The following is a 12,821-nucleotide window of genomic DNA, read 5'->3' as shown; positions in this document are numbered from 1 at the left end:
GGCACCTCCAAAAACACCAGATCAGATACAGCATCGCATCCTCGGTCGTAATAAGACCGGTATGCAGTGCCTGAAGAGACTAACAGCTCTAGAAACTGTTTTGATCTCCGCTACGCTCGCCCTGGACTAGGGGATTATCCATCGACAATGTTCTGCCCCAGCTCAATGACTCTCTCTTTAAGCCATCGAATAGAAGGACTCTTTGCAAAAAAAGGATGATAAATCAAAGTCATATTAACATCTGGCAATCCCTCCGGTGGCCCGATCAAGCGCACCGGCAACATACTGCAAAATAACAAGGCCATCTGTTTAGGTAAGGTAATGATGGCATCTGTTTGTGCCACAATGCAGGCCGCAGCCGTATAGTTAAGATTCCTGGAAATGGATTGACGGCTACACCCCTGAGATTCTAACCAGACATCAATATTGCTGGTTGCTATTCCACTCAGGTCAGAAAATACAACATGAGTCATTGATATATATTCATCCAATGAAAGCACGTCCGTTACCTGAGTATTATTCGCCCCCACCACGCAAACCTGCTCTTCCTGAACCCATGCTTCACTGATGAGATGGGACGGAACCTCCTGAGACGAATCCAATCCCACCACCAGATCGATATCATGACTTTCCAGGGCCTGTTCCGAAGCTCTGTCAGTAATCAGCTCTATCTCAATACGGATCTTTGGTGCTTCCCGTTGCAGATAAGCGACCAGCGGAGGTAGGACCACCGCCTCAAAGTAATCGGTACTGGCGATGACAAAGGTACGCTCACTTTCTGCCGGAAAAAACTGCTCAGGAGGAGCCAGTGTTCGCTCCAACAGCTTTAACGCCTGGCGGATCTGAGGCAGCATGTCCACAGCCCGAGGTGTAGGCTGCATCCCCCTTTCTGTACGAACCAGAATGGGATCATCCAATTGCTCTCGTAACCGGTTTAGCGCGTGACTGGTGGCAGACTGACTTAAAAATACTTTTTCAGCCGCTCGGGTAACATGCCGCTCTGTTAATAAAGCATCAAAAACAAGCAATAAATTAAGATCAAGCGATCTGAGTTGCGACATGCTGGACTCCCGTTAAGAGAACCCACAAATAAGTCCATCATGCTCTATGCCCCCCTTTGGAGCCCAATAGACTTATTTTCAGATTCCCTGGTTGTTACCAATAGCACTGCTATCCACCGAGCAACATTTGATCTCAAGCAGATAGACCATCTATATCATGCATGATTCATTGAAATTATGCATTTCAATAATAACAATCATTACCCTAACCTGTTTCCAAACAAGAGACAGCCTCCCCCAGATACCATCAGGAATACATAAACGGGGACTTCTGCTGTTCCATCGGTTGAACATTCCTTAGGAGCCCCACAATGGAAAACGATAGTCAGATTAATCAATCAGCTAATGCGGATATTCCGCTGTATGGCGCAGTATCCAGTTTCCTGCAGTTCCCGACAACTACTGATATTGAAGGTAATTGCTCTGATGTCGCTATCACAGGAATACCTTTTGATATGGCCACCTCCGGACGCTCCGGATCCCGTTTCGGTCCCCAGGGAATTCGTAAGGCATCCGCTAATCTGATGTGGGAAGGAAAGCGTTGGCCCTGGCAGTTTTGTTTGAATGATCGACTTCAGGTTATCGATGTCGGGGATGTTCCCTTCAAACACGGTGAACCCCAAACTCTGGTGGAAAACCTTGAAGCCCAGGCGACTCGAATTCTAAATACTGATAAGACCCTGCTTTCATTCGGCGGCGACCATTTCGTTACACTACCACTGCTGAGAGCTTATGCAGCAAAGTACGGCCCGGTTGCGCTCATTCATTTTGATGCCCATACCGATACCTACTCCGGTGGCAGCCGTTATGATCATGGCACTATTTTTCATCATGCTGTTAAAGAAAGGCTTGTGGATACAGAACACTCGATTCAAATCGGTATCAGAACTTCTTATGACCACCAGAATCACCCCTTTGAAGTACTGGACGCAGCCTGGATTAATGATCAGGGGCCGAATGAAGTTATCAAACGAATTAAAGCCCGAGTCGGCACCAGACAGGCCTATGTCAGCTTTGATATTGATGGTCTTGATCCGGCCTTTGCTCCGGGTACAGGAACACCTGTAGCCGCTGGAATGAGCATTGATTGCGCACTAAAAGTAATAAGAGGAATGGTAGGAACTAATCTGATAGGCATGGATATTGTAGAGGTTGCTCCAGCTTACGATCACGCTGAAATCACCTCACTGGCGGCAGCCACCCTGGCTTTGGAATACCTGTATGTAGTCGCAGCCAATAAATCCTGAAGCCCCGTGATTGGCTCCTTCTGCCATTAACGAAGAAGGCCGGCATCAAGCTGACCTTCTCTTTTATAATTCAACGATGTCCCTGTCTTTTACCGTTCAATGATTAACAGCCACCAACAAATATCCTCAAATAACATTGATTAAATAGTGTCTGTAGGGAATTGAGATCAGTAACGGCAACTTATGCAGCCACCTGGCAACCCCTCACTAAAAACTCCGCCATCCACCGAGCTACGGTTAAGGAATCAGTTTCCACTCCTGGCTCCCGAACAGAAGCCAGTCCTTTCTCAGCAAACTCAACCGGTAGGCTGATACCTTTATTTGTCTCAAGCAACGCTTTCTCATAGTCAAGACTGAATTCAGGATGAGACTGCATCGTCAAAATACGATCACCATACGCTAAAGCTGCGTATTTACAGAATTCAGAAGTGGCAATAACTTCAGCATTTTCCGGGACTTCAACAACCTGATCCAGATGAATAGCGTTGATGGTGAACTGATCTGCCTCTGGATCCGGATAATGACTATTACCCATCAGCTGGTAACTCTGAAGCCCTATTCCCCAGCCATCAGCGCACTTCTCAACCCTGCCACCAAAAGCTTCTGCAATGATCTGATGGCCAAAACAGATCCCGACAACCGGCCTGCCCGCTTCGTACGCATCCAGCACCAGACATTTAAGCCGCTTCATCCAGGGGAGGTTTTGATAAACATTAAACTTGGAGCCGGTAATTATCCAGCCGTCACAAACCGTTACTGATACGGGAAAAACATCATCTCTCACATCGTAGGTTTCAAATTCAAATGAAAATCCACTATCTGTAATCAGCTGTGCAACCATGTCGGCATAGGAACCGTGCTGGTCCAGCAGCGAGTCTGGAGTAATGCCTGTCGCTAATATACCAATTTTCATACTCGTCGTTCCTGGTGAATAATTATTTGTCTGGTGCCTCTTTATTGCTGCACTGACTGTTGTATTTTATTCCAGCTTAACGGTTCTGTATTTTCCTGTAACTATCACCCAGTAGGTATTTGAATTCTCAGGAAAGAGAAAATATACCCTATGGGGTATATCCGTAGCAGAAGCCTACTGCGTATCGTTGTCATCATCAGCAACAGATAAATAGTTTGAACAGGTTGATGGGAGAAAGCTAATGCTGCAGGCAATCAACAATAACAGTGATTCAATCACCAAAGATATTCAGGCAACCGATGCCAGACATCACTTACATCCTTTTACTGATTCCGGAGCGCTTAATTCAGCGGGAGCCCGAGTTATAACAGGGGCAGAAGGAGTGTACCTCTGGGACAGCGAAGGTCATAAGCTGATTGATGGAATGGCAGGTCTGTGGTGCGTGAATCTGGGCTATGGTCGTCAAGAACTTATTGATGCCGCTACTAAGCAACTGAACGAGTTGGCTTACTACAATACCTTTTTCCAAACAACCCATAACCCAGCAGCCAGCCTGGCCAAAGAAATCGCCAGCATAACGCCCGGGGATTTGAACCATATATTTTTTGCAAGCTCCGGCTCTGAAGCCATTGACACTCTGATTCGAATGGTTCGTCATTATTGGCAACTAAAGGACAAACCCTACAAGAAAATACTGATCAGCCGTGAAAATGCCTACCATGGCAGCACAATAGGGGGCACCAGCTTAGGCGGCATGACAGGTATGCACAAACAGGGAGGCCCTCTTGTCCCTGATATCCACCGCATCCGTCAACCCTACTGGTATGGAGAAGGTGAAGATCAGAACGAAGAAGAATTTGGTCTTAGCTGTGCCAAAGCACTTGAAGACAAAATCCTCGAAGTGGGTCCAGATAATGTTGCAGCCTTTGTCGGCGAACCCATCCAGGGAGCGGGTGGGGTCATTGTTCCACCAAAATCCTACTGGACGGAAATCCAGAGAATCTGCAGAAAGTACGATATTTTGCTGGCAGCCGATGAAGTTATCTGTGGTTTTGGACGTACTGGGAACTGGTTCGGTTGCCAGACATTTGGCTTTCAGCCAGACATTATGACGATGGCCAAAGGCTTATCCTCAGGATATTTGCCAATATCGGCAGTCGCGGTCGGTGATCAAATCGCCAACACCTTAATGGAAAGTGGCAGTGATTTTAATCATGGATTCACCTACTCAGGCCACCCGGTTGCAGCAGCGGTCGCAATTGAGAACATACGTATTCTCAAAGAGGAAAAGGTGATTGAATATGTCGCTGAAGATATTGGCCCCTATTTCCAATCCCGGTTAAGACAAGTTCTGGGCAATCACCCACTGGTTGGTCACATCGAAGGCGAGGGCCTGGTTGCCGGAATGGCTCTGGTTAAGGACAAAGCCAGTAAAACATTTTTCGAAGATGAACTGGACATTGGTTTGATTTGCCGGAATTTCTGTTTCGAAAACGGATTAATCATGCGCGCCTGTGGCAGTCGTATGGTGCTTTCTCCCCCGCTAATCATCACCCGGGAAGAAGTCGACGAGCTGATAGAGAAAGCGCTTAAATGCCTGAATCTGACACTTGAATCAGTCAGTTAAACGATCAGGAGTCTCCAGGATCAGGAACGAGCATTTCCCTTCTGCAAATAGAGATTCCTAACATCGGTTTTGGTGACCTTTTCTTCTTAGCCTGGCGTATGCCGGGCTTTTTTATTAGTCTCGTCCGTATAAGCGGCATAAATCCCAGGCAAATACAGATGACACCAGGCTACGGAGAAATAGATGAAAGAGAAAGTTAGCCAGATCAGCATCAATGAAAGTTGGCAGAAGAATCTGGCCACTCTGATCAATCATCAGCGACTGCGCAGTTTCCCACTGGCACTTGAAGACTTTCTGGCAACCCTCTGCGCTTTTGACACCTTCCTGATGGTTACCTACAAAAAGTCATTCAAGCCGATCATTCTGAGTCCTGCAGCGCCAGCAGAACAGAGCAAAACGCTGCAAATATATGTCAATCATTCCTACGTATTGGACCCTTTATTTAATGCCATCCAAAACGGCATTTCATCAGGAGTGACCCGTTTGGCAGAGATCATGCCCGATTCCTTTGAAAGTACCGAGTACTATCAAAGCTGCTATCAGGATTTTGGCCTTGTAGATGAGATTGATTTAATCGTCTACCTGGATAATAACGTTACTTGTGCAGTCACTTTAGGCCGCAAGGACAGCCTTGGGGCAATCACCCGGGCAGAACTCAATTCCCTCAATGATATTTTTCCGGTAATCAACGCTCTGATCAGGCAGTTCTGGCTGTCTCAGGCATCGGAATATATTCAATACGAGAAATCTGATGGCCCGATGAAACAAGCGCTTAATAGCTTCGCCAGTGGCGTGTTGACACAACGGGAACGAGAAATAACGGGGCTGATTCTCAGAGGACATTCATCAAAAGCTATAGCCGATATGCTCAATATCAGTGTTGGGACGGTCAAAGTTCATCGCAAGAATATTCATACCCGACTTAACACCTCAACTCACTCAGAAATCTTTACGCTGTTCCTGGCCCATTTAAGCGAGCTCGAATCGACACAAGTTTCTTGAGCATTTTCAATCCCGCTCACTTATGTATCTTCAACATCATCCTTTCCTGGATGCTCAACATCGTCCCATTTATGTACTTTCAACATCAAAATAGCGTCCAGGGGTTTTTCCCAGCGCTTTACGAAACATGGTAATAAATGCACTCTGGCTTTCGTATCCTAAATCCTGAGAAATATTGGATACCGAATCCCCCTGGGCGATTCGGGTAATAGCCGCAAGTAATCGGGCTTGTTGACGCCATTGCCCAAAGGTCATACCGGTTTCCTGTCGAAAATGACGAGCCAGCGTCCGCGAACTAGTCCCCAATTCCATAGACCAGTGATCCATCGAGCGCTGATCAGCAGGGTTAGAGCGCAGCGTTTCTGCGATATGTTGGAGCGGCTTACTTTCGGGATAAGGTAAGTTTAGCGGTGTTTCAGGAATGGTTTTCAGTTGGTCCAAAAAGACATTGACGAGTCGCCCCTCTGGCCCCTCCTCATCGTAAAGGGTATCAAACTCAACCATGGCCAACATCAACTCTCTTAACAGAGACGTTACGGTAATAACCTGACAGTGATTGGGTAACCCATGAGCGGCTTCCGGTGAAAAATAAACGTTTCTCATCTGAACTGCATGAATCGTCTTGGCATCATGTTCAATAAATGGTGGTAACCAGACCGCCCGTTGAGGGGGGACAATCCAGTATCCGGCCCCCACTGCTGATACTTGCATCAACCCTTTGGCCACAAAAAGCATCTGCCCCCAACCATGACTGTGGAATGGTGCATAAAAACCAGCCTCATGATCAGCTTTGCGAACAACCACCAGTCGCGGAACTTCTTCTACCCGATTGACCGGTTTACCATTGAGAGTGGCCCAGTGTTTTGGCACTTCAGGCAACTCTGTCTGTTTCTCGATATATTTTGTCATGTTTTCTTATATACGCCACTTTTCAACTCTTTTAAAGTAGCTGTTCATAGAATGATATTCGAGATCATTGCACAGGATTGCGTTTAGGAGTGTTGTTGTGAAAGTTTTTCGCCGCCCAGAAATGTTACTTTTTTTAATGGCTGCTGCTATGCCAATTTCCTTTGGGGTCTGGCAGGCACTGCTCAATAATTTTGCCATTGAGCGTGCCGCTTTCGGGGGAGTCGAAATTGGAATTCTTCAGTCTTTACGCGAAATACCAGGTTTTCTAGCCTTCGGTGCAGTCCTGTTGCTGGTTTTTATGCGCGAGCAAACTCTGGCTCTGGTGTCGCTGCTATTGTTGGGCATAGGTACTGCCCTGACAGGTTATTTCCCATCAGAAATCGGGCTTTATTGTACGACTGTACTAATGTCTGTCGGCTTCCACTACTACGAAACCATCAATCAGTCCCTATCACTTCAGTGGTTTGAGAAAAAAGAAGCGGCTCACAAAATGGGACAGCTGGTCGCCGTCAGATCCTTTGCCGGATTGGTTGCATTCGGTCTGGTCTGGCTAGCCTTGGATCTGTTCAAGATAGAAATGGAAATGGTCTACTTGCTGGGTGGTGGCATTACCATCGCAATCACCATTTTCTGCTGGTTGATGTTCCCTCGTTTACCGGAAAAAGTAGAGCAGCATAAAAAACTAATTCTGCGAAAGCGGTATTGGTTGTACTACGCGCTCACTTTCATGGGAGGTGCTCGCCGACAGATATTCGTCGTGTTCGCAGGCTTTCTTATGGTTGAAAAATTTGGATTTTCAGCCGCTGAAATTTCGATCATGTTCCTGGTCAATGGCGCGTTAAACATGTATTTCGCACCGAAGATCGGAAAACTGATCGGTTACTGGGGCGAGCGTAAAGCGCTGACAGTGGAATATATCGGATTGATTGCAGTTTTTTCGGCCTATGCCTTTGTTTCCAATCCCTGGATTGCCGTAGGCCTTTACGTTCTGGATCACCTGTTATTTTCGATGGCAATTGCCCAGAAAACCTACTTCCAGAAAATTGCTGACCCGAAAGACATGGCATCAACCGCCGGAGTCGCATTCTCTATCAACCACGTTGCGGCGGTCGTGTTGCCCGCAGCCTATGGTTTATTATGGATCATATCCCCGGCCGCAGTATTCCTGACCGGAGCCGCAATGGGTGGCATATCTTTAATTTTAGCCAGAATGATTCCCCATAAACCCGAACCTGGCCATGAAGTAACCTGGAGCAAAGCAAAAATTACTGCAGAGGCTACTGGTTAACAAATGCTACCCAACAGAGAGAGTAAAAAGCCTCAACACAATATGTTTTGGGTAACAATGTGGATGGCCGGTGCCTTATTGTCCTTTATGGCCATGGCTTTAGGTGGCAGAGAAACCGCAGGGGAACTGAATACGTTTCAAATACTGTTTTTCCGCAGTGTTGTCGGCCTTTTGTTGATTATGATACTGCTACATCGCAGTGGATGGGATCAGATTAAAACACAGAATTTTGGTCTTCATTTTATTCGCAACGTTGCTCATTTTGGTGGACAATTCGGCTGGTTCTACGGGATAGCCTATATCTCTCTGGCAGAAGTTTTTGCTATTGAATTCACTGTCCCCATTTGGACCGCTATCGCTGCCACAGTCTTTCTGGGTGAAAAACTGACCCCACCGCGGGTTGCAGTTATCGTACTGGGTATCACAGGAATCATGATAATCCTGCGACCCGGAGCCGGTTTAATCAGTATTCCTGCGCTCGCTGTTCTGGGTGGTGCTCTTGGCTTTGCCATGACTCATATCCTCACCAAAAAGCTAACCCACCAAAGCACACCGCTATGCATCCTTTTCTACATGACACTGGTGCAGCTGCCAATGGGGTTTATTCCCTCGTTGGAAAACTGGCTATGGCCTTCGACTTATGGCTGGTTTTGGCTGGTAATACTGGGCATCACCGCAATGAGTGCCCACTATTGTGTTACCAAAGCACTGAAACTGGCCGATGCGACAGTAGTCGTGCCGATGGACTTTTTGCGTTTACCTCTGATTGCTTTGGTCGGATTTGTCTTCTATGGCGAGACTATTGATAGCTGGCTAGTGGTTGGAGCAGTGACAATTCTGGTCGGAATTCTACTCAATATTCAAGGTGAAAATCGAAAGTTAAAACTGGAAAACACTCCCAATTAGCCATAAGGCCGACTAATCAGCGAGAGTTTGCAGCCAGTAGAAGCAAAATAGAACCAACCTAGATAAGCCCCACCATTCCCGTTAAATAGTTTCAGAATGATCAGTTCAGTCGCCATATTGACCGTTTACGTACGTCTACTCACCAAAGAAGCCCGTAAGCTAACCTACTCCACAATCATCATTCAGGATAGGAATAGAATATGAGTTTTCCCCGTTATGGCCAACTGTTTCTCAGTACTGCGTTTGCATTAGCGATTTCCGCACCGCTACAGGCGTTCGAGCTGAATAGCTCTGACATATCAGAAGGCAGCACAATGCCCAAGGCGATGGAGTTTGCCGGATTTGGCTGCTCGGGAAACAACCAGTCTCCCGCATTGAAGTGGACTAACCCACCAGCAGGTACCAAGAGCTTTGCTATTACAGCTTATGACCCTGACGCACCAACAGGTAGCGGATGGTGGCATTGGCTGGTAACGGACATTCCGGCCAATGTGACTCAACTGAAAAGGGGAGCAGGTTCCAAAGAAGGTAAGCTACCTGTTGCCAGCAGATCCTTTAGCAACGACTATGGCACAATGGAGTTTGGTGGTGCCTGTCCGCCTGAAGGAGACGGAATGCACCGCTATCAGTTTACAATCTGGGCTCTCGGCGTTGATAAATTATCAGTTCCTGACAATGCTTCTTCAGCATTGGTCGGCTATATGCTGAATGCCAACGCAATTGAAAAGACGCGCTTAACTGCGACATACCATCGTTAAGCAGGTTGGCGGGCAGCTGATTGGCCTGCCCGCCTGATAGCCATTGATATAGGTAGCAGTTAATAGAAAGAACAAATAATAGAGAGAACAAAGCCCTTATGCAGCTAGAGATATCCAGTTTCAGGTCAAAGCGCCCTCAACCCCTTCGTGATGTACCGATTCATTCCCCCTGTATAATGCATGTTGATCAGGGAGTGAAACAGCTGGTCTGGGAAAACAGAACGATTGCTGTCGATAAGAGTAACCTGCTGATTGTCCCCCCGCGACAAACATTGACGTTTGTGAATACACCCGCTCAAGGACAATACCTGGCCAGAATAGTGAGCTTTTCCGGTCAACTTCCTCCCCATATTACTGAACAACTGTTTGCCGCTACAGCTCAAAAAGCGCCATCTCAACCATATAACTATAATCGACCTTTGGCAGATATCAGCCCGGAAGTAAGTCATATCTGGAATACACTGATCACGGCTTCTGAACAAAACCTGGATGAACAGCTTCTGCTTCATTACAGTTACGGGCTATTGTTGATGCTGTCAAAAAGTATCGACTTATCTGCAATATTTCTCAATAGAAGTGATTCTATTATCGATAAGGTTTTACAACAGTTTCGTTGGTCGCCCAGCCATGACTGGAAGATTTCAGATGTCGCACAACGGATGGCCATGAGTGAATCAACCTTAAGACGCAAACTCAGCCAACAGCAGACAAGCTTTAGAGAGTTATTACTGGAATTTCGGCTTTGTTACGGATTGGGACTGCTGCAGAAACAACATCTGTCGCTGACGGATATAGGAGCCATGTGTGGATATTTATCCTATGATCGGTTTGCCCGCCAGTTTACCGGACGTTTTGGACTTAGTCCCAATGCTTATCGAAAAACCAATCAATAACCACGGATTCAGGGTAGCTCCCGCCGCTCTGGTATTTTGATAATCCAGTCTCGCAGGGCCTGAACTTTAGCGCTCCGCATATGATGCTCAGTGGTGACGAAATAATAAGACGGCTGATGGCCCAGATTTGACTCCAGCTCAAAAGGGATGATCAATTCCCCTCGCTGCAGATATTCCGCAGCAAAGATACGATTAACCAGGGCAACGCCCAACCCCTCCAGCACCGCCTGAAAGGTATGAATGGAATTGAGAAACCAGAGCTGTCCGGGAGTCCGGATATGATCATAGCCACCGCTGGCAAGATAGTTATCCCACTGCACCAGCCGCCGCTCTGTATAGATCAGACGAAAATGCTGAAGATCCTCCGGCCCCTGAAGCTGTTTTCCCCCCTCAAGAAGCGCCGGGCTGCAAACAGGACACATGTCCTCAGCAAACAGATATTCACTGTGTAAGCCTTCCCAACCACCAAAACCATAACGAATCGCACAATCCACCTGATCTTTATCAAACTCCAGGTAGCGCAAAGTATCCGCAATCCTCAACTTAAGCTGTGGATGTTGTTGATAGAATGAACTGAGACGCGGAACTAACCAGCTTTTCAGTAACATGGGAGGTACCGCCATCGAAACCATCTCTCCTTCCCCATGCTGAACCAGGTCCCGCGTTGCATCTTCCATATCGTCAAAAGCAAGTCGCAGCCGGGTCAGATATTTTGCCCCGGAATCGGTCAGAGCAACGCGGCGATTAAAACGGCGAAACAGTGGCGTCTTTAATTCATCCTCCAGCTTTTGTACCTGGTGGCTCACCGCTGCCGGAGTCACACAAAGCTCATCAGCTGCTTGCTTAAAGCTGAGGTGACGGGCAGCCGCTTCAAATGCACGTAACGCAGACAGGGTAGGTAAACGCCGCAAGAGAATTCTCCAAAATTAATTCAGACTCAAATATCAGATTAATAAAACTATCCCGACAACCGTAATTTATCTCGTTTGTCAGCGGTTCAATCAAGTTTCATTATATCCATAAGAAAAACGAACACACAAATATTGCTCTTTCCAATGGGTATCCAGATGCAACAACAAACTGTAACAAAACCGCTTGAAGGGCTGCTGGTCATCTCTATAGAACAGGCATTGGCAGCACCACTATGTTCCTGTCGTCTAGCTGATGCAGGGGCTCGGGTAATTAAGGTTGAACGTGATGCCGGGGACTTTGCCCGCGGTTATGACAGTGCCGTCAACGGAGAATCCTCTTACTTTGTCTGGACCAACCGTGGCAAAGAATCCGTGGTGGTAGATATCAAATCTGCTGACGGCCTGGAGCTGATGCATAAGATGCTGGCGCAAGCAGATGTATTTATCCAGAACCTGGCACCGGGAGCGACCGCACGAATAGGCCTGGACTCCGACTCACTGAGAACTCGTTACCCTCGACTGATTACCTGTGATATTTCCGGTTATGGCGAAGCCGGCGAATACAAGGATATGAAAGCCTATGACCTGTTGATTCAGTCCGAGAGTGGGTTGGTTTCAGTGAGCGGAGCGGCAGAAGGGTATGGCCGTATCGGTGTATCTATCTGTGATATAGGTGCGGGTATGAACGCCTTATCCGGTATCCAGCAGGCCCTGCTGAAGCGGGAAAAAACCGGGCAAGGCAGTGCAATAAAGGTTTCGCTGTTCGACGGTGCCGCAGACTGGATGTCAGTACCAATACTGCATCAGAAATATACTGGTAAAGGTCCTGCTCGAGTCGGATTAAAACACCCTTCTATTGCTCCCTATGGAGAATTCAAATCCAGCGAGGGTAAAAGTCTGGTGCTATCAATTCAAAACAACCGCGAATGGCAACGTTTTTGTGAGGAAATTCTTGAACAGCCCGACTTGGTGGATGACCCTCGCTTTAGTAGCAACAACCAGCGAGTTGCTCATCGGCCAGAACTTGATGAGCTGATCAGTCATCGTTTCAATGATTTTAACAGTGCCGAACTTCGTCAACGGTTACAAACCAGTGGCATTGCTTTTGGGTCAGTTAATCATACTGAAGATCTGGTATCCCATCCTCAGCTTCGCTACACCCGGGTTCAGACTCCTTCTGGACCCGCAGATATCGTTGCACCTCCGGTTATCTTCGACAAAGACCCTATCGCTTTCAATCCTGTACCGGCACTGGGCGAACATACTGCAAGCATATTTGCTGAATTTTCAACCAATAAATAGGGTT

12 protein-coding genes are annotated in these 12,821 nt (G+C 47.2%); 8 read left to right on the top strand and 4 right to left on the bottom strand.

All coding sequences use genetic code 11. The features are described from left to right. Nucleotides 1-134 precede the first annotated feature (134 nt). Nucleotides 135-1,061, bottom strand: coding sequence for a LysR family transcriptional regulator (locus tag BGP75_RS05175; protein ID WP_076716103.1), 927 nt, complete (start codon nt 1,059-1,061; stop codon nt 135-137). A gap of 311 nt (nt 1,062-1,372) precedes the next feature. Between BGP75_RS05175 and speB the strand changes: the two genes are divergently transcribed. Then, a complete protein-coding gene (gene speB, locus BGP75_RS05170) occupies nt 1,373-2,308 on the top strand; it encodes an agmatinase (protein WP_076716100.1) in 936 nt (311 codons plus the stop codon). 181 nt (nt 2,309-2,489) lie between these two features. Here the strand turns inward: speB and BGP75_RS05165 are convergent, their stop codons facing one another. Continuing rightward, nucleotides 2,490-3,221 (bottom strand): glutamine amidotransferase-related protein, encoded by a 732-nt coding sequence (locus BGP75_RS05165; protein WP_076716098.1) that lies wholly within the window; start codon nt 3,219-3,221, stop codon nt 2,490-2,492. Between the two features lie 241 nt (nt 3,222-3,462). On the opposite strand from BGP75_RS05165, the gene BGP75_RS05160 reads away from it, so the two are divergent. Then, entirely contained in the window at nt 3,463-4,848 is a 1,386-nt protein-coding gene (locus BGP75_RS05160) for an aspartate aminotransferase family protein (protein ID WP_076716095.1), read from the top strand. 183 nt (nt 4,849-5,031) lie between these two features. Continuing rightward, nucleotides 5,032-5,850 carry a LuxR C-terminal-related transcriptional regulator gene (locus BGP75_RS05155; protein ID WP_076716092.1) on the top strand — a complete coding sequence of 273 codons (819 nt, stop codon included), beginning with the start codon at nt 5,032-5,034 and terminating at the stop codon, nt 5,848-5,850. Nucleotides 5,851-5,919: 69 nt separating this feature from the next. Here BGP75_RS05155 and BGP75_RS05150 read toward each other — a convergent pair whose 3' ends face one another. Beyond that, nucleotides 5,920-6,759, bottom strand: a complete 840-nt coding sequence (locus BGP75_RS05150) for a helix-turn-helix domain-containing protein (protein WP_076716089.1) — start codon at nt 6,757-6,759, stop codon at nt 5,920-5,922. A 97-nt stretch (nt 6,760-6,856) separates the two neighbouring features. Between BGP75_RS05150 and BGP75_RS05145 the strand changes: the two genes are divergently transcribed. The 4 genes from BGP75_RS05145 to BGP75_RS05130 all read left to right on the top strand — a co-directional run bounded on the left by BGP75_RS05145 (nt 6,857) and on the right by BGP75_RS05130 (nt 10,604). Beyond that, nucleotides 6,857-8,047, top strand: coding sequence for an MFS transporter (locus tag BGP75_RS05145; protein WP_233152844.1), 1,191 nt, complete (start codon nt 6,857-6,859; stop codon nt 8,045-8,047). A 3-nt stretch (nt 8,048-8,050) separates the two neighbouring features. After that, nucleotides 8,051-8,953, top strand: a complete 903-nt coding sequence (locus tag BGP75_RS05140) for a DMT family transporter (protein WP_233152843.1) — start codon at nt 8,051-8,053, stop codon at nt 8,951-8,953. 200 nt (nt 8,954-9,153) lie between these two features. Then, on the top strand, nt 9,154-9,711 hold the full coding sequence (locus BGP75_RS05135; protein ID WP_076716086.1) for a YbhB/YbcL family Raf kinase inhibitor-like protein: 558 nt from the start codon (nt 9,154-9,156) through the stop codon (nt 9,709-9,711). Between the two features lie 98 nt (nt 9,712-9,809). Beyond that, nucleotides 9,810-10,604 carry a helix-turn-helix transcriptional regulator gene (locus BGP75_RS05130; protein WP_076716084.1) on the top strand — a complete coding sequence of 265 codons (795 nt, stop codon included), beginning with the start codon at nt 9,810-9,812 and terminating at the stop codon, nt 10,602-10,604. 8 nt (nt 10,605-10,612) lie between these two features. On the opposite strand, the gene gcvA is transcribed toward BGP75_RS05130, so the two are convergent. Next, a complete protein-coding gene (gene gcvA / locus BGP75_RS05125) occupies nt 10,613-11,515 on the bottom strand; it encodes a transcriptional regulator GcvA (RefSeq protein WP_076716081.1) in 903 nt (300 codons plus the stop codon). Between the two features lie 156 nt (nt 11,516-11,671). Here gcvA and BGP75_RS05120 point away from each other — a divergent pair, with 156 nt between their 5' ends. Further along, nucleotides 11,672-12,817 (top strand): CaiB/BaiF CoA-transferase family protein, encoded by a 1,146-nt coding sequence (locus tag BGP75_RS05120; protein ID WP_143820987.1) that lies wholly within the window; start codon nt 11,672-11,674, stop codon nt 12,815-12,817. The last annotated feature ends 4 nt before the right edge of the window (nt 12,818-12,821 follow it).

The organism is Motiliproteus sp. MSK22-1, from assembly GCF_001968815.1.
GTDB lineage: Bacteria > Pseudomonadota > Gammaproteobacteria > Pseudomonadales > Balneatricaceae > Motiliproteus.
Note: the sequence above shows the minus strand (reverse complement) of the source record. Positions and strands in the feature narration are given on the sequence as shown.

Coding starts and splice junctions, on each gene's coding strand:
- BGP75_RS05175 (WP_076716103.1), bottom strand. CDS start 1,061: ATGTCGCAACTCAGATCGCTTGATCTTAATTTATTGCTTGTTTTTGAT.
- speB (WP_076716100.1), top strand. CDS start 1,373: ATGGAAAACGATAGTCAGATTAATCAATCAGCTAATGCGGATATTCCG.
- BGP75_RS05165 (WP_076716098.1), bottom strand. CDS start 3,221: ATGAAAATTGGTATATTAGCGACAGGCATTACTCCAGACTCGCTGCTG.
- BGP75_RS05160 (WP_076716095.1), top strand. CDS start 3,463: ATGCTGCAGGCAATCAACAATAACAGTGATTCAATCACCAAAGATATT.
- BGP75_RS05155 (WP_076716092.1), top strand. CDS start 5,032: ATGAAAGAGAAAGTTAGCCAGATCAGCATCAATGAAAGTTGGCAGAAG.
- BGP75_RS05150 (WP_076716089.1), bottom strand. CDS start 6,759: ATGACAAAATATATCGAGAAACAGACAGAGTTGCCTGAAGTGCCAAAA.
- BGP75_RS05140 (WP_233152843.1), top strand. CDS start 8,051: ATGCTACCCAACAGAGAGAGTAAAAAGCCTCAACACAATATGTTTTGG.
- BGP75_RS05135 (WP_076716086.1), top strand. CDS start 9,154: ATGAGTTTTCCCCGTTATGGCCAACTGTTTCTCAGTACTGCGTTTGCA.
- BGP75_RS05130 (WP_076716084.1), top strand. CDS start 9,810: ATGCAGCTAGAGATATCCAGTTTCAGGTCAAAGCGCCCTCAACCCCTT.
- BGP75_RS05120 (WP_143820987.1), top strand. CDS start 11,672: ATGCAACAACAAACTGTAACAAAACCGCTTGAAGGGCTGCTGGTCATC.